This is a genomic window from Saccharothrix algeriensis (genome assembly GCF_016907655.1).
Classification (GTDB): domain Bacteria; phylum Actinomycetota; class Actinomycetes; order Mycobacteriales; family Pseudonocardiaceae; genus Actinosynnema; species Actinosynnema algeriense.
In genome coordinates this window covers 3,706,022-3,722,738 of record NZ_JAFBCL010000001.1, presented here as the reverse complement: position 1 = coordinate 3,722,738, position 16,717 = coordinate 3,706,022, and the positions used below count along the sequence as shown (strand labels likewise).

At 74.9% G+C, this 16,717-nt stretch carries 17 protein-coding genes; 2 read left to right on the top strand and 15 right to left on the bottom strand.

Annotated features, from left to right (window positions below; translation table 11 throughout):
* Window positions 1-21: 21 nt before the first annotated feature.
* The 15 genes from JOE68_RS17025 to JOE68_RS16955 all read right to left on the bottom strand — a co-directional run bounded on the left by JOE68_RS17025 (window position 22) and on the right by JOE68_RS16955 (window position 13,614).
* Complete coding sequence (locus JOE68_RS17025; RefSeq protein WP_307819716.1) at window positions 22-1,161, bottom strand: lysophospholipid acyltransferase family protein; 1,140 nt, start codon at window positions 1,159-1,161, stop codon at window positions 22-24.
* A 20-nt stretch (window positions 1,162-1,181) separates the two neighbouring features.
* Window positions 1,182-2,219 (bottom strand): NAD-dependent epimerase/dehydratase family protein, encoded by a 1,038-nt coding sequence (locus JOE68_RS17020; protein ID WP_204843321.1) that lies wholly within the window; start codon window positions 2,217-2,219, stop codon window positions 1,182-1,184.
* 148 nt (window positions 2,220-2,367) lie between these two features.
* Window positions 2,368-2,469: a 30S ribosomal protein bS22 gene (locus JOE68_RS17015; protein ID WP_015105422.1), complete on the bottom strand. Its 102-nt coding sequence runs from the start codon at window positions 2,467-2,469 to the stop codon at window positions 2,368-2,370.
* 123 nt (window positions 2,470-2,592) lie between these two features.
* Entirely contained in the window at window positions 2,593-2,802 is a 210-nt protein-coding gene (locus JOE68_RS17010; protein ID WP_015105423.1) for a helix-turn-helix domain-containing protein, read from the bottom strand.
* A 120-nt stretch (window positions 2,803-2,922) separates the two neighbouring features.
* A complete protein-coding gene (gene proC / locus JOE68_RS17005) occupies window positions 2,923-3,732 on the bottom strand; it encodes a pyrroline-5-carboxylate reductase (RefSeq protein ID WP_204843320.1) in 810 nt (269 codons plus the stop codon).
* 112 nt (window positions 3,733-3,844) lie between these two features.
* Window positions 3,845-4,651: a thioesterase family protein gene (locus JOE68_RS17000; RefSeq protein ID WP_204843319.1), complete on the bottom strand. Its 807-nt coding sequence runs from the start codon at window positions 4,649-4,651 to the stop codon at window positions 3,845-3,847.
* Window positions 4,652-4,659: 8 nt separating this feature from the next.
* On the bottom strand, window positions 4,660-5,580 hold the full coding sequence (locus JOE68_RS16995; RefSeq protein WP_204843318.1) for a proline dehydrogenase family protein: 921 nt from the start codon (window positions 5,578-5,580) through the stop codon (window positions 4,660-4,662).
* A 40-nt stretch (window positions 5,581-5,620) separates the two neighbouring features.
* Entirely contained in the window at window positions 5,621-6,406 is a 786-nt protein-coding gene (locus tag JOE68_RS16990; protein ID WP_204843317.1) for a sugar phosphate isomerase/epimerase family protein, read from the bottom strand.
* A complete protein-coding gene (locus JOE68_RS16985) occupies window positions 6,403-7,791 on the bottom strand; it encodes an Rv0497 family membrane protein (RefSeq protein ID WP_204843316.1) in 1,389 nt (462 codons plus the stop codon). Before JOE68_RS16985 ends, JOE68_RS16990 begins: the two co-directional genes overlap by 4 nt.
* Window positions 7,791-8,813 (bottom strand): Ppx/GppA phosphatase family protein, encoded by a 1,023-nt coding sequence (locus tag JOE68_RS16980; RefSeq protein ID WP_204843315.1) that lies wholly within the window; start codon window positions 8,811-8,813, stop codon window positions 7,791-7,793. Before JOE68_RS16980 ends, JOE68_RS16985 begins: the two co-directional genes overlap by 1 nt.
* A gap of 27 nt (window positions 8,814-8,840) precedes the next feature.
* A complete protein-coding gene (locus JOE68_RS16975; protein ID WP_184689154.1) occupies window positions 8,841-9,521 on the bottom strand; it encodes a response regulator in 681 nt (226 codons plus the stop codon).
* Window positions 9,518-10,711 carry a sensor histidine kinase gene (locus JOE68_RS16970; protein ID WP_204843314.1) on the bottom strand — a complete coding sequence of 398 codons (1,194 nt, stop codon included), beginning with the start codon at window positions 10,709-10,711 and terminating at the stop codon, window positions 9,518-9,520. Before JOE68_RS16970 ends, JOE68_RS16975 begins: the two co-directional genes overlap by 4 nt.
* Window positions 10,712-10,819: 108 nt before the next feature.
* On the bottom strand, window positions 10,820-11,635 hold the full coding sequence (locus tag JOE68_RS16965) for an oxidoreductase (protein ID WP_204843313.1): 816 nt from the start codon (window positions 11,633-11,635) through the stop codon (window positions 10,820-10,822).
* Between the two features lie 881 nt (window positions 11,636-12,516).
* A complete protein-coding gene (locus tag JOE68_RS16960; RefSeq protein ID WP_204843312.1) occupies window positions 12,517-13,263 on the bottom strand; it encodes a phosphoglyceromutase in 747 nt (248 codons plus the stop codon).
* Window positions 13,264-13,419: 156 nt separating this feature from the next.
* On the bottom strand, window positions 13,420-13,614 hold the full coding sequence (locus JOE68_RS16955) for a hypothetical protein (protein WP_204843311.1): 195 nt from the start codon (window positions 13,612-13,614) through the stop codon (window positions 13,420-13,422).
* A 285-nt stretch (window positions 13,615-13,899) separates the two neighbouring features.
* Between JOE68_RS16955 and JOE68_RS16950 the strand changes: the two genes are divergently transcribed.
* Window positions 13,900-14,076: a hypothetical protein gene (locus tag JOE68_RS16950; RefSeq protein WP_204843310.1), complete on the top strand. Its 177-nt coding sequence runs from the start codon at window positions 13,900-13,902 to the stop codon at window positions 14,074-14,076.
* Window positions 14,073-16,535, top strand: a complete 2,463-nt coding sequence (locus tag JOE68_RS16945) for a tetratricopeptide repeat protein (RefSeq protein WP_204843309.1) — start codon at window positions 14,073-14,075, stop codon at window positions 16,533-16,535. The genes JOE68_RS16950 and JOE68_RS16945 overlap by 4 nt, the downstream gene beginning before the upstream one ends.
* Window positions 16,536-16,717: the final 182 nt, after the last annotated feature.

Below are 16,717 nucleotides of genomic sequence, written 5' to 3'. Positions count from 1 at the left end.
GGCCGGGCCGGCGCGCGGCGATCAGCCCAGGAACACGTTCCGGCGCTGGGTCAGCAGCCGGTACAGGGTCTGCTGGATGGTCTCGCGGACCTGGTCGGTCAGGTTGAACACCAGCATCGGGTCGTCCGCCGCGTGCTCGCCGTACCCGGCGGTGCGGATGGGCTCGCCGAACTCGATGTACCACTTCGACGGCAGCGGGACGGCGCCCAGCGGGCCGAGCAGCGGGAAGAACGGCGTCACCGGGAAGTAGGGGAAGCCGAACAGCCTGGCCAGCGCCTTCAGGTCGCCGATCTTCGGGTAGATCTCCTCCGCGCCCACGATCGAGCAGGGGATGATCGGCACGCCGGTGTCCAGCGCCGCCGACACGAAGCCGCCGCGCCCGAAGCGCTGGAGCTTGTAGCGGTCCTTGAACGGCTTGCCGATGCCCTTGAAGCCCTCCGGCCACACGCCCACCAGCTCGCCGGAGCGCAGCAGGCGCTCGGCGTCGGGGGTGCAGGCCAGCGTCTGGCCCGACTTGCGGGCCAGCGCGCCCAGCACGGGCGTCTTGAACACCAGGTCCGCGCCGAGCATCCGCAGGTGCCGGTGGGCCGGGTGCTCCGCCCGCACGGCGTAGGCGGTCATGGTGGCGTCCAGCGGCAGCGTGCCCGAGTGGTTGGCCACGATCAGCGCGCCGCCCTCGGCGGGCACGTTGTGCAGCCCGATGGCCTCCACCCGGAACCACTTCTCGTACAGCGGCTTCAGCGGCGGCAGCAGGAGGTGGTCGGTGAGGTCGGGGTCGAAGCCGAACTCGTCGACCTCGTAGTCGCCCCGGAGGCGGCGGCGGGCGAAGGCCAGCAGCCGGGCCAGGCCGCGCTCCCAGTCCGCGGGCCGCTCCTCCGCCGCACCGGGCTCCCCGGCGCGGGACCCCGGACCGCCGGGCTCGGCGGTGGGGTCGGTGGCGGCGGGGTCACCGGACTGGGCGGCACCGGACTGGGCGGCACCGGACTGGGCGGCACCGGGGTCGGCGGGCTCGGCGGCACCGGGTTGGGCGGTGCCGGGCTCGGTGGGTCCGGCGGCGTCGGGAGCCTCGGGGCCGGGCTCCGCCGGCACGGGCGCGACGGGTCGTCGGGACGCGTCCCGGTCCCGGGCGCGCAGCGGGATGACCCGCGCCTCCTCTGCCACGTCCACCTCCTCGGCGCGTCTCACCGGAACCGGGCCGCCACGCCGAGCACACCGCGCTCGACCGAGGCCACCAGCTCCGGGTCGATCAGGGGGCGCATCCCGCGCCCGTTCACGTAGTCGTCGAACGCCTGCTGCGTCGTCCACCGCGGCGTGAAGCCGAACTCCCGCTTGAGCAGGCCGGTGTCGACCACGCGGCCCCAGTTCAGGAACCGCATCTGGTCCGGCGAGAAGTCCACCAGCCGCGCGCTGCGGAACAGCCTGCCCACGGTGGGCACGGCCGCGCTGGGCACCGGCAGCGGCAGCTTGCCCGCGCGGCGGATCGCCTGCGAGAGCAGGAGTACCCCGTCGCCGCCGACGTTGAACACGCCGGGCAGGTCGTGCAGGGTGGCGCGCTCCAGCACGGCCAGCGCGTCCTCCGAGTGCAGCAGCTGCACGCGCGCGTCGTAGCCCATGACCGTCGGCACCACCGGCAGGGCGAAGTACCTGGTCAGCACGGTGTCGATGCGCGGGCCGATGAAGTTGGTGAACCGCAGCGCCGTCACGGCCACGTCCGGGCGGCGGCGCGCGAAGCCCCGCACGTAGCCCTCGACCTCGACGGCGTCCTTGGCGTAGCCGCTGGAGGGCAGGTCCTTGGGGCCCATGTCCTCGGTGAACACGCCCGGGTCGCGCGAGGACGACCCGTACACGGCGCTGGTCGACTTCACCACCAGCTTGCGCACGTGCGGCGACTTCTGGCACGCCGCCAGCAGCTGCATGGTGCCGATGACGTTCATCTCCTTCATCGCCGTGCGCCCGGTCGGACCGGCCGGGTTCGCGGTCAGCGACGCGTGCACGACCGTGTCGACCCGCGCGGTGGCGATGACCTTGGCGATGAGCGGGTTGCGGATGTCGGCGCGCACGAACTCGGCGCGGCCCATCCGGCGCAGCAGGTCGCGCGAGGGCGGCTCGGTGTCCACGCCGAGCACCCGCTCGACGCCCGGGTCCGCGGCGAACCGCGCGGCGAGGTTGCCGCCGAGGTAGCGGCTGCAACCGGTGACGAGGACGACCCTGGGCGCCATGCGACTCCATGCCGGGCGGTGCGTGCGACGACCTGGATGCTACCCGGCGGAGCGGGGGCGCGAGCGCCGCGCGCCCGGACCGGGGCCCCGGAAGACGGTGCCGGCCCCCCGCGGGCGCGGGGGGCCGGCACCGGGAAACCCGCCGGGTTTACTTGCCGCGCTTGCGACGCTGCACCCGCGTCTTGCGCAGCAGCTTGCGGTGCTTCTTCTTCGACATGCGCTTGCGGCGCTTCTTGATGACCGAGCCCATGCGGGGTCCTCACTCACTAGACGTTGGTGGTCTCCACGCGCCGGTGGAGACACCCGTCAGGTAGGGCGCGCCGACACCAGGCACGAACGGCCTGTGAGTTTACCCGGCGGCCCGCGCCCGCCCTCACCCGGCGTCGAAGTAGGCGTTCCGCAGGTACTCGTGCACGGCCTTCTCGGGCACCCGGAACGACTTGCCGACGCGCACGGCGGTCAGCTCGCCCGAGTGCACCAGTCGGTACACCGTCATCTTCGACACACGCATCACCAGCGCCACCTCGGCGACGGTCAGGAACTTGACCTGGACCAGGGGTGCTCGATCGTTGTCCTCCGGCATGGATCACCGCGTCCTTCGACACGCGTCGTGCCGTCGGCTTCCCCACCGACGGTTCGACACGCACGTGCTCCTCCGAGGGTAACGGGACAGGTGGTGCTGGTGCGACGGCCAATGGCGGGATCAGCCCTCCTCGTGGGCCCGCCCCAGCTCGGCCGACCGGTCCCGAGCGGCCTCGATGGCCGCCAGCAGCGCCGCCCGGACGCCGTGCCGCTCCAGCTCGCGGATGGCCATGATGGTCGTGCCGGCGGGCGAGGTGACCGCCTCGCGGAGGATGACCGGGTGCTCGTCCCGGTCGAGCATCCGGGCGGCCCCGATGGCGGACTGGACGATCAGCCGGGCCGACAGGTCGCGCGGGATGCCCAGCAGGATGCCCGCGTCGATCATGGCCTCGACCAGGTAGAAGAAGTAGGCGGGGCCGGAGCCGGACAGGGCCGTGACGGCGTCCTGCTGGCCCTCCGGGACGCGGGCCACCTTGCCCACCGTCCGCAGCAGCTCCTCGACCAGGCTCAGGTGCCCGGGACCCGCGTGCCGGCCGGCGGAGATCGCGCTCATCGCCTCGCCGACCACCATCGGGGTGTTGGGCATGACCCGGACGACCGGGGTGCCCTCGGGCAGGCGGCGCTCGTAGAGGCTCGTCGGCAGGCCCGCGCACAGCGACACGACCAGCGCGCCCGGCTTGACCGCGGGGGCCAGCTCGTCCAGCAGCGGCTCGATGTCCTGGGGCTTGACCGCCACGACGAGCACGTCGGCGCGGCGGGCGGCGTCCCCGACGTCCACCCCCTCGACCCCGTACCGCTCGGTCAACTCGGCCACCCGGCCCGGGTGCCGCTCGGTGAACAGCAGCTCCCCCGCCGACCGGCCGCCCCGGAGGAGGCCGGACAGCAGCGCCTCCCCGATCTTGCCGGCGCCCAACACCGCGATCGTCGTCATGCGGCCAAGCCTGCCACCCTCGGCCGTTCGGCAGCCACGCGATACCCCACCCGGTCCCGGCCGACCGGACGGGCCGGGGCGGGGACCGGGCGGGCCGGGGACCGGGGCGGGTTCAGCCGGCCGGGGTCAGGGCGAGCTGCCGGGCCTGGCAGACCAGCCGGCCCGCCGCGTCGAGCACCACGGCGTCCTCGTCGAACCACTGGCCGTGCACCGCGCTGCACGACACCCGCACCCGCAGCCACCCCGGCGCCGGCTCGGCCCGCAGCAGGGCCGTCAGCTGGACCGTCGGCGACCAGCCGAACCGGCCGAGGTTGAACGTCACCGGCATGGAGACGTCGCCGGCCACCAGCGCGAAGTACGGGTCCGGGCGCTCGCCCGCCGGCCGCACCCACAGGGTCAGCGCCAGCGGGTCGCCGGTGCGCCCGGTCAGGAACCCCGCGCCCGCCCGGTCCAGCCGCACGTCGCACACCCGGCCCAGCTTGTAGATCCCGCCCGCGCCCAGCGTGGCCAGGTCCACGGCGTCCGGCGGCGGCGCGGCCGGCACGTCGGGCAGGTCCGCGTAGTCCGGCGCCTGGGGCGGCAGCCGGCCCACCGTGACGACCGACTCGACGCAGCCGCGGCCCCGCTGCTCCAGCACGGACGACACGACCGTCGCCGTCCGGCCCACCTTGCGGATCTCCGTGCGCAGCAGCACGGGCCCGACCTCGGGCGCGCGCAGGAACTGCGCGCTCACCGCCAGCGGGGCCAGGCCCTCCACGGCGGGCAGGGCCGCCGCCGCCGTGCCGACCGCCGCCCGCGCCGCCAGGGCCAGCAGGAAGCCGCCGTGGGGCTTGGGGCCGATGGTCCACTCGGCGGGCAGGGACGCGGTGTACGTGCCGTCGCCGAGCGGGCGCACGGCACTGGCTAGCGAGAACGACACGGGGCTCCTCAGGAACGGCTGACCAGCGAACGCAGGAAGAGCGCCGCGTCGGCCGGGCGTTCGGCCAGCCGGCGCGTCAGGTACCCGTACCACTGCTCGCCGTGGGGCGCGTACACCCGGACGACGTGCCCCTCCGCCGCGAGGCGGGTCTGCTCGGCGGGGCGGGCGCCGAGCAGCAGCTGGAACTCGAAGCCCTCCGGCGCCCGGTCGTGCCAGCGGGCCCGCTCGGCGACGATGCCGATGAGCCTCGGGTCGTGCGTGGCGAACATCGGGTAGCCGGGGCCGGCCAGCAGGGCGTTGGCGCAGCGCACGTAGTTCAGGTCGACCTCGTGCGGGTCGGTGAACGCCACGGACGCGGGCTCGGCGTACGCGCCCTTGCACAGCCGCACGCGGTGACCGGCCAGGGCGCGGCAGTCGGCCGGCGTCCGGCGCAGGCGCGCCTGGAGCGCCACGCCCGTCGACGGCCACGCGCGGTGCAGCTCGGCCAGCACGCGCAGCGTGGAGTCGGTGGTGGTGTGGTCCTCCATGTCCAGCGTGACCGTCGTGCCGCCCTGCTCGGCGGCGGCGCAGATGCGGGTCGCGCTGTCCAGCGCCAGGCGCTCGTCGAGGGCCTGGCCGACGGCGGAGAGCCGGAGGCTCACCTCGGCGTCGCCGGCCAGGCCGGAGTCGTGCAGCTGGTCCAGCAGCGCCAGGTGGGTCTGCACGGTCCGCTCGGCGGTCCGCCGGTCGGCGGCGGCCCCGCCCAGGTGGCCGAGGGTGACCCGCAGGCCGTGCTCGACCAGGTCCCCGGTCCTGTCGAGGGCTTCCGCGAGCGTCTCGCCGGCGACGAAGCGGCGCGCCACCCGGCGGGTGACCGGCGCGGTGGACACGACCCGCCGCACCGCGTCGCTGCCCGCGGCGGCGAGGATCAACGAGCGCACCGGGTTCACGATCAAGACCCTAGTCCCTCCCGGAGGGGAAAGCAGCGGGTCAGAGGTGCCGGCGGGCGAACGCGAGGGACTCGGCCAGCAGGTCGCGGCGCTCGGCCGCTGTCCGCGCCTTGCGGGTGTTGACCTCCAGCACGACCTGCCCGGGGAAGCCCGAACGGCGCAGCCTGCTGCACAGCTCGGCGCAGGGCTGGTTGCCCCGCCCGGGGACCAGGTGCTCGTCCTTCGGCAGGCCGGTGCCGTCGGCCAGGTGGACGTGCGCGAGCCTGCTGCCCATCCGGTCGGCCAGCGCCAGCGCGTCCACGTGCGCGGCGGAGGTGTGCGACAGGTCGAGCGTGTAGTTGCGGTGGCCGACGTCGGTGGGGTCGGTGGACGGGCGGAACGCCGTCACCTGGACCGAGCGACCGCGGCCGAGCTTGCGGCGCACCGGGAACATGTTCTCCACCGCGACGGCGACCCCGGTGGCGTCCTCCAGCTCCGCGACCAGGTCGGCGAAGCCGTCGGCGTACCGGCGCTGCCAGGCGAACGGCGGGTGCACGACCACCGTCCGCGCCCCGAGGTCCTGCGCCGCCCGCACGCTGCGCCGCAGGCGCTCCACCGGGTCCGGCGACCAGACGCGCTGGCTGATCAGCAGGCACGGCGCGTGCACGGCCAGCACGGGCGCGCCGCTGCGCTCGGCCAGCCGCCGCAGCGCGCCGACGTCCTGGCTGGTCGGGTCGGCCCAGACCATGACCTCGACGCCGTCGTAGCCCAGTTCGGCGGCGGCGGTGAACGCGTCCCCCGCGGGCTGCGGCCAGACGGCGGCGGTGGACAGGCCGACCGGGATCAAGACTTCACCAGCAGCATCGCCGCCGGTGACACCGTCACGATCAGGCCCACCAGCACTGCCAGGATGGTGGTCTGGAGGTCGTCGGCGCGGCGGATCCGGCGGACCAGCATGACCAGGCCGACGGTCACCACCAGCGCCACGACCAGCGCGGCGGGCGCGAGCGTGCGCCACAGGAAGCTGAAGCCCAGCCACAGGGCCGCGCCGCCGAGGACGCCGATGGCGAGCTGCCCGATCATGAGCAGCCACTCCCGGCCCGGCGAGCGGTCCTCGGGCTCGTCCGGGTCGACGTCGGCGAGCCCGGCGGGCTCCTCCTCGGCGAGGTCCCGGCGGCGGTCGCCGTCCTCCTCCTCGTCGTCGTCATCGTCCAGGTCGACGTAGGGGTGGAACTGGGTGCTCTCCGGCTCGGCGGCGCGCGGCGCGCCCTCGTCGTCGTCCTCGCCGAACCAGTCCTCGGCCGACTGGTCGGGCAGCGGCTCCGGCAGGTCGGGCGGCGCGGGCGGCACGATCAGCACCGACTCGGTCGGCAGCGACTCCAGCGGCACGTTCGGGGTGAGCAGGTCCGGGATGCGCGGCAGCTGCTCGGTCACCGGCTCGCGGGCCGGCGGCTTCACGACCGGCGGTTTCGCGGCGGGCGGCTTCGCGACCGGCGGCTTCACCGCGGGCGGCGGTGCGGCGGGCGGCGGCGTGACGGGCCGGACCAGGCTCGTGCGGTCCGCGTCGGGGGTCGGGGGCTTGGGCTGGGCCGGCCGCGGCTCGCCCGCGTAGTCGTAGTCGTCGCCCGCGTACTGCTCGCCCTGGTAGTCCTCCTCGGCGACGTGGTCGGCCGGGAAGCCGTCGGTGATCGGCGCGACCTGCCGGGTCTCCTCGGCAGGGCTCGGCGCGGGCGCGCGGCGGCGGTCGGCCGGGCCCGGCCGGGCCGCCGGGGCCGGCCGCGACACCGGCGGCTCGCCGCGGCCGGGGGGCGGGTCGAGGCGGGCGGCGGCGGGCGGTTCCGCGCGGACCGGCGGCACGTCGGGGCGGGGTTCGCCGCGGACCGGCGGCGGTTCGGAGCGGGGCTCGGCGCGGCCGGGCGGGACGTCGGGCCGACCGGCCGGCTCGGGCCGGACCGCCGGCGGCTCGGGGCGGACCGGCTCCTGGTAGGCGGTGCGCTCCAGCTCCGGCGGCAGCGGCGGGGCCGCGGGCGGGTCGTCGTCGCGGATCGGCAGCAGCCGGCCGCTGTCGGAGTTGACCCGGTCGATGATCGCCTGCGGAGCGGTGTCCGAGGCGTCCTCCTCGGCACGTCGGCGTCGCCGACGCGGCGCCACCTCGCCGGAGCCCGCGCCGTACTGGGCGAGCAACTCCGCGACGGTGCGCTGGGTCTGCTCCGACTCGCTCTCTCGACTCATCAACTCCACCGTGCCCCGTGGCGGCCAGTCCGTCCAGTGTCGCCCGGTCGACGGCCGCGGGCCGGGGCGGCGCCCGGCTCCGCGCCGTCGTCCGGCCCATCAGTGTGGTCCAGCCGACGCAGGATGACACCTTCCCGCAGCGCCCAGGGGCAAATCTCCAGCTCGCCGAGTGACAGGGCTCGCATGGTGGCCTCCGCCACCAGCGCGCCCGCGACGAGCTGGTGGGCCCGGCTCGCGCCGACCCCCTCCAGCTCGGCGAGGTCGTGGGCGGACATCCGGGAGATGAACCCGGTGAGCTGGCGCAGGCCGGCCTGGGTGAGGACGCGGCGCGCCCGCGGCCCCGCCGACGACGGCGCCGCGCCGGTCAGCCGGGCCAGCGTCCGGAAGGTCTTCGAGGTGGCGACCACCCGGTCGGGCGGGCCGACCCGGCGCAGCTTCTTCGCCACCGGCGCGAGCTGCTCGTCCAGCCACTCGGCGGTCTCGGCGACCTCCGACCGGCTCGGCGGGTCGTGCCGGAACCGGGTCCGGGTCAGCCGGCCCGCGCCCAGCGGCAGCGAGCACGCCTGCTCGGGCTCCTCGTCCACGCCGACCGCCAGCTCCAGCGAGCCGCCGCCGATGTCCAGGCACAGCAGCCGGCCCGCCGACCACCCGTACCAGCGGCGCACCGCGAGGAACGTGTAGCGGGCCTCGTCCTCGCCGGAGAGCACCTCCAGGTCGACCCCGGTCTCGGACCGCACCCGCTCCAGCACCTCGGCCGAGTTGCCCGCCTCGCGCACCGCCGAGGTCGCGAAGGCCATCAGGTCCTCGCAGCCCAGCCGGGCGGCCGAAGCCTTGGTCGCCGCGACGGTGCGGACCAGCTGGTCCGCGCCCGCCCTGGTGAGCAGCCCGGCGCCGTCGAGCTGCTCGGCGAGCCGCAGCACGGACTTCTCCGAACTCATCGGCGTCGGGTGGGCACCCCGATGGGCGTCCACCACCAAGAGGTGGACGGTGTTGGACCCGACATCAAGCACCCCTAGGCGCACGGCGTGCACCGTACCCGGTCGGGCGGGTCAGGACTCGAACTTGTAGCCCAGACCGCGCACCGTGACCAGGTGGCGCGGCGCCGACGGGTCGGGCTCGATCTTCGAGCGCAGGCGCTTGACGTGCACGTCCAGCGTCTTGGTGTCGCCGACGTAGTCCGCGCCCCACACCCGGTCGATGAGCTGGCCGCGGGTCAGCACCCGGCCGACGTTGCGCAGCAGGTACTCGAGCAGGTCGAACTCCTTCAGCGGCAGGTTGACCTCGCCGCCGTCGACCGTGACGACGTGCCGCTCGACGTCCATCCGCACCGGCCCCGCCTCCAGGACCTGCGGCAACAGCTCCTCGGACTCGCCGCCGCGGCGCAGCACGGCGCGGATGCGGGCGATCAGCTCCCGCGCGGAGTACGGCTTGGTGACGTAGTCGTCCGCGCCCAGCTCCAGGCCGACGACCTTGTCGATCTCGCTGTCCCGGGCAGTGACCATGATCACGGGGACGGCCGAGCGGGCGCGCAGCTGCTTGCACACGTCGGTGCCGCTCATGCCGGGCAGCATCAGGTCGAGCAGCACGATGTCGGCGCCGTTGCGGTCGAACTCCTCCAGCGCCTCCTGGCCGGTGGCCGCGAGCGCCGCGGTGAAGCCCTCCTTGCGCAGCAGGAAGGCGAGCGGATCGGCGAAGGACTCCTCGTCCTCCACGATGAGCACCCTGGTCACAGCTCTCCTCCGGGTTCACCCGCGCCGGTCTGCACGGGGACGGCCAGTTCCGGCTTGGGCAGGTCGGCGGTGCGCTCGTCCCGGTCGGGGTGCGCCGGGATCCGCAGCGTGAACGTGGAGCCCGTGCCGGGCAGGCTCCACAGCTTCACCTCGCCGCCGTGGTTGGCGGCGACGTGCTTGACGATCGCGAGGCCCAGGCCGGTGCCGCCGGTGGCGCGCGAGCGGGCCCGGTCGACGCGGTAGAACCGCTCGAACACGCGGGTCTGCTGGTCCTCGGCGATGCCGATGCCCCGGTCGGTGACCGCGATCTCGACGAAGCCCGCGACCAGCCGGCGGCTGACCGAGACGGGGCTGCCCGGCGGCGAGTACGCCACGGCGTTGTCCAGCAGGTTGCTCAGCGCGGTGACCAGCAGCGTCCGGTCGCCCTCGACCTCCAGGCCGGTGGGCTCGTCGGTGGTGACCTCGATGCCCGCGGACTCGGCGGCGAGCCGGGAGCGGCTCATCGCCTCGTCGATCACGACGTCGACCTCGACCCGGTTCAGCTCGGGCAGCTTCTCCGCGCCCTGGAGCCGGGACAGCGCGATCAGCTCGGTCACCAGGGTGCCCAGGCGGGTCGCCTCCTGCATGATCTTGGCGCTGAACCGGCGCACCTCCTCGCGGTCGTCGGCGGCGTCCAGGACGGCCTCCGCGAGCAGCGCGAGCGCGCCCACCGGGGTCTTCAGCTCGTGGCTGACGTTGGCCACGAAGTCGCGCCGGGTCGCTTCCAGGCGGACCGCCTCGGACTCGTCCGAGGCGTCCACCACCACGAAGCCGTCGGTGAGCACCTTCACCCCGGCGTGCACCGCCTCCGGCTGGCGGCCCTTCACCTCCAGCGAGGACAGGTCCACGTTGACCACCTCGCCGGTCTGGCGGGCCAGCTCGGCGGCGCGCCGGGCGCGGTCGTCCACCCGGTTGTTGCGCACCACCCCGAGCTCCTCGGCGCGCGCGTTGTGCAGGACGACGTCCCCGAAGCCGTTGAGGACGACGATGCCGTCGTGGGAGGACTGGACCACCATGGCCATGAGGTCGGCGACGGTGAGGCCGGCGGGGCGATCGGATCGGGGGCGCGCGGTCGCCCTCCCGAGCAGGAAGGCCGCGCCGCCGATCAGCAGAGCGCCGATCGACAGGACGAGGTAACCCGTTGCGGTCACGGAGGCATCGTAAGCAGGCCAGGGAGGGCGCGGCCTAGTGCGCACGCGTGGTTCGTGACGCCGGCGACACCGTCCGGCACCGATGTTCTCCCGGCGGACGACTTCAGTTCACCCAATCGTGTCCAATCGCGTCAGGTCCTGTTCGGACAGCCGCAATTCGGCGGATGCCAGGTTCTCCTCCAGGTGACGGACCGACGACGTGCCGGGGATCGGCAGGACGTTCGGCGCGCGGTGCAGCAGCCACGCCAGGGCGACCTGCCGGGCGGTCGCGCCGTGCTCGGCGGCGACCTCGTCGAGGACCCGGTGGTGGAACGGGGTGAACCCGCCCAGGGGGAAGAACGGGACGTAGGCGATGCCCAGCGCGGTGGTCCGGTCCAGCGTGTCGGAGTCCGCCCGGTCGACCACGTTGAAGCTGTTCTGCACGCACGCCACCGGCGCGATCGCCCGCGCCTCGTCGAGCTGCTCCGGCCCCGCGTTGCTCAGCCCCAGGTGCTCGATCAGCCCCTCCTGCCGGAGCTCGGCGAGCACCCCGAACCGCTCCCCGACCGACCCCTCCTCCCGGCCGCCGGCACGCAGGTTCACCACGTCCAGCCGGTCGACGCCCAGCGCGCGCAGGTTGTCGTGGACGGCTTCGCGCAGCTCGTGCGGCTGGTGGGCGGGCACCCAGCTCTTGTCGGGCGTGCGGCGGTAGCCGACCTTGGTGACGATCGTGAGGCCCTCGTACGGGTGCAGGGCTTCGCGGATCAGCTCGTTGACGACCCGGGGACCGTAGAAGTCGCTGGTGTCGATGTGGTCGACGCCCAGTTCGACGGCGCGGCGCAGGACGGCCTTCGCGTTCTCGGGGTCGACCGGCGGACCGTAGACACCGGGCCCGGCGAGCTGCATCGCGCCGTACCCGATGCGGTTGAGGTTCAAGTTCAGCATGGCGTCGACTTTCATCGGCCGCGGAGCCCGGTGCCCCGCGTTGGCAGGATGCTGCCATGCCCGTGGGTCGGGGGCGGCGGTCGCGGTGCACGACACCAGGGCGAGCGGCACGGCCCGCACCGACTCCGCGCCCCTGCCCCGCGCCCCTGCCCTTGCCCCCTGCCCCCTGCCCCCTGCCCCCTGCCCCCTGCCCCCTGCCCCACAACTTGCAACACTTCGGCTTTCGCTTTTGGCTTTTCGGCACGCCCCGTGCAGACCGGTCTCTTCGTGTTCTCCCCGTATGGCCTGCCCGGAGGGCTACCATGCTTTTCCTGGGGGTGCAAGCACGCTTTTCGCTTGCACCCCCAGGAAAAGCATGGTCGTCTTTGACAGGTCATACGGGGAGAACACGACCGCTGTTTCTTTTCCTTCTCCTTGGCGGCCTGCCTGTCCGGCGAGGACTCTTTTAATCTTTTCAGCCTCGGGCGGTACAGCACCAAATCTCACCCGGATCGGTGCGCGACCCAAGTATGAAGAGCGGCCAAGAGGCCCCCAAGGAGGAGGGAAGTGCGTCGTGTTCTCCCCGTACGGCCTGCCGGAGGCAATCATGTTTTCCGGGGGGCGTCAAGCGAAGAGCGTGCTTGACGCCCCCCGGAAAACATGATTGGGCTGCGCCCAGGCCGTACGGGGAGAACACGAGGCACACGGCTGCGCTGAACAGCGCCGCCGCGCGGGGCGCGGCCTGAGGCGAGAGCTGAGACGCTGCCGCGCGGAGCGCGGCGTGAGGCGAGAGCTGAAGTGCCGTCGCGTGGAGCGGTTCTGTGGCTGCTGAACGGAATGCGGCCTGCCGCCATCGAGGCAGCAGGCCGCATCCGATGATTCCGGCTGATTCCGACCAAAGGCTAGCGGCCCTGGTTGGCGACGGCCTTGATGGCGTTCGCCGCCGCGTCCGGGTCGAGGTAGGTGCCGCCGGGGGTGACCGGCTTCAGCGCCTCGTCCAAGTCGTAGCGCAGCGGGATCCCGGTGGGGATGTTCAGCCCCGCGATGTCCTCGTCCGAGATCCCGTCGAGGTGCTTCACGAGCGCGCGCAGCGAATTGCCGTGCGCCGCGAGCAGCACCGTCCGACCGGCGCGCAGGTCCGGCACGACCGCCGATTCCCAGTACGGGATCATCCGCTTGACCACGTCCAGCAGGCACTCGGTGAGCGGCAGGTCCGGGCCGAGGTCCGCGTAGCGCGGGTCGGCGTCCTGGCTGAACTCGGAGCCCGGCTCGATCGGCGGCGGCGGGGTGTCGTAGGAGCGGCGCCAGAGCATGAACTGCTCCTCGCCGAACTCCTCCAGGGTCTGCTTCTTGTTCTTGCCCTGCAGCGCGCCGTAGTGCCGCTCGTTGAGCCGCCAGTCGCGGCGGACGGGGATCCAGTGGCGGTCGGCCGCGTCCAGGGCCAGGTTCGCCGTGGTGATGGCCCGGCGCAGCAGCGACGTGTGCACCACCTCGGGGAGGATGTTCGCCTCGCGCAGCAGCACGCCGCCGCGCCGCGCCTCCTCCACCCCCTTCTCCGACAGGGGGACGTCCACCCAGCCGGTGAACAGGTTCTCCGCGTTCCAGACGCTCTCGCCGTGGCGGAGCAGCACGAGGGTTCCGACAGCCATGGCCGCAAGCCTGCCAGATGGCACTGCCCGGCACCCGCGCGCTGTGATCGCCGCCGCGCGACCCGGCGCCGGTCGGGGCGCGGTCGCCCACGACCTCCCCCTGACGGGCGGGAGGCCCCCGGCGCCGGGCCGGGGGCCTCCCGCCACGACGGCTCGTCAGAGGCCGAGACCGCCACCGAGGCCGCCCAGCGGCTTGGTCAGCGGCCCGAGGACCGACATCAACGGCTTCACCGCACTGCTGAGGCTCGCCCCGTTGTCCAGGTTGCCCATGCTGGGCGCGGCGCTCGCGGCCGGCGCCGCGAGGACGAGGGCCGTGGTGGTGAGCAGGACGAGCTTGCCGAACGTGCGCATGTGATCTCCGAACGTGGATGTGCAGGAACAACCGGTCATGCTGTCGGCTCGTGGAGGGGTCGGCGATCCCAAGCGCGAAGGTCAACACTTCCGTGTGAAGCCGTCGCCCCTGATCGAGTGGGGTTGCCGGTGCGCTCCGGCGTCCTCGTCGCTCCACCGGCTCCTGTTCCGGCGACGCGCGCGGTGGCAGGGTGGAGCGGACGGGCGCCTCGGCGCCCGGCCGCGGCGCCGCTCGCGACACCGCGGCCGGGCCGGCGCGGTGCTGCGGCGGCGCGGGGAGGGGTCTTGGCCGGTCGGTCGGTGGGTGCGCGGGTCGTCGTGCCGGCGGCGGGGGCGTCGTGGTGGTCGTCCCGCTCCCGGGGCGGCGCGGTCCCGGCCGGCGCGTCGGCGGGGCGGTCGGTGACCGGCGCGGTCTCGGACAGCACCGTGGTCACCGGTGACGGGAACCGGGTCCGGCGGTGACCGGCCCGGCGGCGCGGGCGGACCGGGCGGTGCTGGGCGACGTCGCGCACAGCCTGGTGATCACCGGGGACCGCAACCGGGTGGTCGTGTCGCTCACCGGCTCGGACCTGCCCCCGGTGCGGGTGCGCCGGCCGCGGCGGCGGAGCCGGGCCGAGCGGCTGCTGTTCGGCGCGGTGGGCGCGGTCGGGGCCGGGGACCGGCCGCTGCTGTGGTTGCGGCCGGACGCCGGGGTGATCCGGGTGCGGCCGCGGGCCGAGGACGCGGCCCTGCGGGCGTGGTGCGACGACGGGGCGTCCCGGGTGCGGCTGGTGTGCGGTCGCGGCGGCCAGGGCAAGACCACGACCGCCCGGCGGCTGGTGGCCGACCTGCGGGCCGAGGGCTGGCTGGCCGGGTTCGCCGACCTGTCCGGGGTGACCTCGGACGAGGTCGGGTCCGAGCCGGTGCGGCGGCGGTGGGCGGAGCTGGCGGCGGCGATGGGCAGCCGACCGGTGCGGCGCGGCCGGGTGCTGCTGGTGGTGGACTACGCGGAGGACGAGCCGCTGGCGCTGCGGCGGCTGCTGGGCCTGGTGCGGGACGCGCCGTCGGTGCGGTTGCTGCTGCTGAGCCGGACCGAGGGCGACTGGTGGCCCGCGCTGGTCGCCGACCCGGCGTGGTCGCGCCTGGTCGACCCCGGTGTGGTGCCGCTGCGGTCGATCACCGACGACCTGACGCCGGCCGAGGTCGGCGAGGTGTGGGTCGACGCGGTCCGGCGGTTCGCGGCCCGCCTGGGCGTCGAGGTCGCGCCGACGGCGCCGGACCGGGCGTTCGCCACCACCCTGGACCTGTACGCCGACGCGCTGCTGCGGGTGCTCGGCGCCGACGCCGCGGACGCCGGCGGGGACCCGGTCCGGGGCCTGCTGGCGCACGAGCTGCGGCACGTGCGCGCCGTGCTCGACGAGCAGCGGGTGCCGGTGCGGCCGGGCGACCAGGCGCTGGCGCTGCTCGCGCCCTTCCTGGCGCCGGCGGCGCGGGTCGAGGAGGCGGCGGGGGCGCTGGGCGCCCTGGGCGTGGTGGCCGACCCGGACCCGGCGGTGCTGCGGCGCGCGGCCAGGGCGCTGGGCCGGCTGTACCCCGACGTCCACGACGGCGACCCGGGCCGGGCGGTGGGCGTGTGGGCGCCGCCCCGACCCGACCGGCTCCCGGACACCCACGTGCTGGTGGTGGCGGCGCAGGCCCCGTCGGACGAGGACTGGGCCGGGCTGGTGCTGGGGCTGTGCGGCGGCGACGACGTCGGGCGCGCCGCGCGGGTCGTGCGGGTGCTGGCCAGGTGCCTCACCACCCCCGGCGCGCCCGAGCACCACCCGGACGGCCTGCGGCGGGTCGCCCTGGCCGTGGACCGCCTCGTGCGGGAGCACCCGAAGGGCTACGCGCTGCCGGTCGTGGTGCTGCTGCCGGGCCGGTTCACCCCCGCCCTGGCCGCGGCCCTGGCCGGCCTCACCACCGCCGAGGTGGCCGCGATCGACCGCGCGGTGCGGGCGTTCGGCCCCTCCACCCGCCGCGCGGCCGACGCGGTGCTCCTCTCCCGGCGGCTGGCGCGGGACACCGCCCCGGTCCCGGGAGCCGACCACGCCGCGCTCGGCCGCCACGCGGGCGAGCTGCACCGGCTCGCCACCGACCTGTCGGGGGCGGGGCAGCGGCAGGAGGCTTACGCGGCGGCCCGGCGCGCGGTCGAGGTCTACCGCGGCCTGGTGGTGGCCGGCCGCGAGGAGCACCTGCCCGACCTCGCCGCGGCGCTGAGCGGCCTGGCCGGCCGGCTGTCGGAGGGGGGCCGGCCGGACGTGGCGCTCACCGCGGCCCGGCACGCGGTCGGGATCCGGGAGCAGCTCGCCGCGGCCGACCCCGGTGCGCACCTGCCGGGGCTGGCCACGTCGCTGAACAACCTGGCCGTCTTCCTGGCGCAGGTCGGCCGGCAGGACGAGGCCCTCGCACCGGTCCGCCGCGCGGTGGAGACCTTCCGGGAGCTGGCCGCGGCCCGCCCTGAGGAGCACCTGGCCGACCTCGCCAGGTCGCTGCACAACCTCGGCGCCTTCCTCGTGCAGGTCGGCCGGCCCGAGGAGGGCCTCGAACCGGCCCGGCACGCGGTCGGGATCCGGGAGCGGCTCGCCGCGGCCGACCCGGACGGGCACCTGCCCGACCTCGCCGGCTCGCTGACCAACCTGGCGGGCTTCCTGTCGGTGGTGGGGCGGCGGGACGAGGCCCTGCCGGCGGCCCGGCGCGCGGTGGACCTGCTCGAGGAGCTGACCGCGGCCAACCCCGCCAAGCACCTGCCCGACCTCGTCGGCGCGCTGCACAACCTGGCCACCCTGCTGCAGGCCCTGTCCCACCCCGACGCCCCCACGACCCACCACCGCCTGACCACCGCCCGCTCCCGACTGCACACGCGACCCGAGCCGACCGACGACACCACCGGCCCGCGGTAGCGGCGGCAAGGTCACAGTCGGTCTTTGTCGAGGCCGGACGGTCGGTGTTGGTCGCCGGAAGTCGTTCCTCGTCGGACCGGTTGCCGTACTTCCGCGCTGTACGGGTCTGCCTGCCGTATGGGTGGTTATCCGCTGCGTTACGGGTGTGTTCTGGGCTCTTCGGGCTATAACGCGGGTGCGCG

Bases quoted from the DNA above. Each gene is read 5' to 3' on its own strand.
- JOE68_RS16960 (WP_204843312.1), bottom strand. From the start codon at position 13,263: ATGGCTGTCGGAACCCTCGTGCTGCTCCGCCACGGCGAGAGCGTCTGG.
- JOE68_RS17010 (WP_015105423.1), bottom strand. From the start codon at position 2,802: ATGCCGGAGGACAACGATCGAGCACCCCTGGTCCAGGTCAAGTTCCTG.
- JOE68_RS16965 (WP_204843313.1), bottom strand. From the start codon at position 11,635: ATGCTGAACTTGAACCTCAACCGCATCGGGTACGGCGCGATGCAGCTC.
- proC (WP_204843320.1), bottom strand. From the start codon at position 3,732: ATGACGACGATCGCGGTGTTGGGCGCCGGCAAGATCGGGGAGGCGCTG.
- JOE68_RS17015 (WP_015105422.1), bottom strand. From the start codon at position 2,469: ATGGGCTCGGTCATCAAGAAGCGCCGCAAGCGCATGTCGAAGAAGAAG.
- JOE68_RS17020 (WP_204843321.1), bottom strand. From the start codon at position 2,219: ATGGCGCCCAGGGTCGTCCTCGTCACCGGTTGCAGCCGCTACCTCGGC.
- JOE68_RS16955 (WP_204843311.1), bottom strand. From the start codon at position 13,614: ATGCGCACGTTCGGCAAGCTCGTCCTGCTCACCACCACGGCCCTCGTC.
- JOE68_RS16985 (WP_204843316.1), bottom strand. From the start codon at position 7,791: ATGAGTCGAGAGAGCGAGTCGGAGCAGACCCAGCGCACCGTCGCGGAG.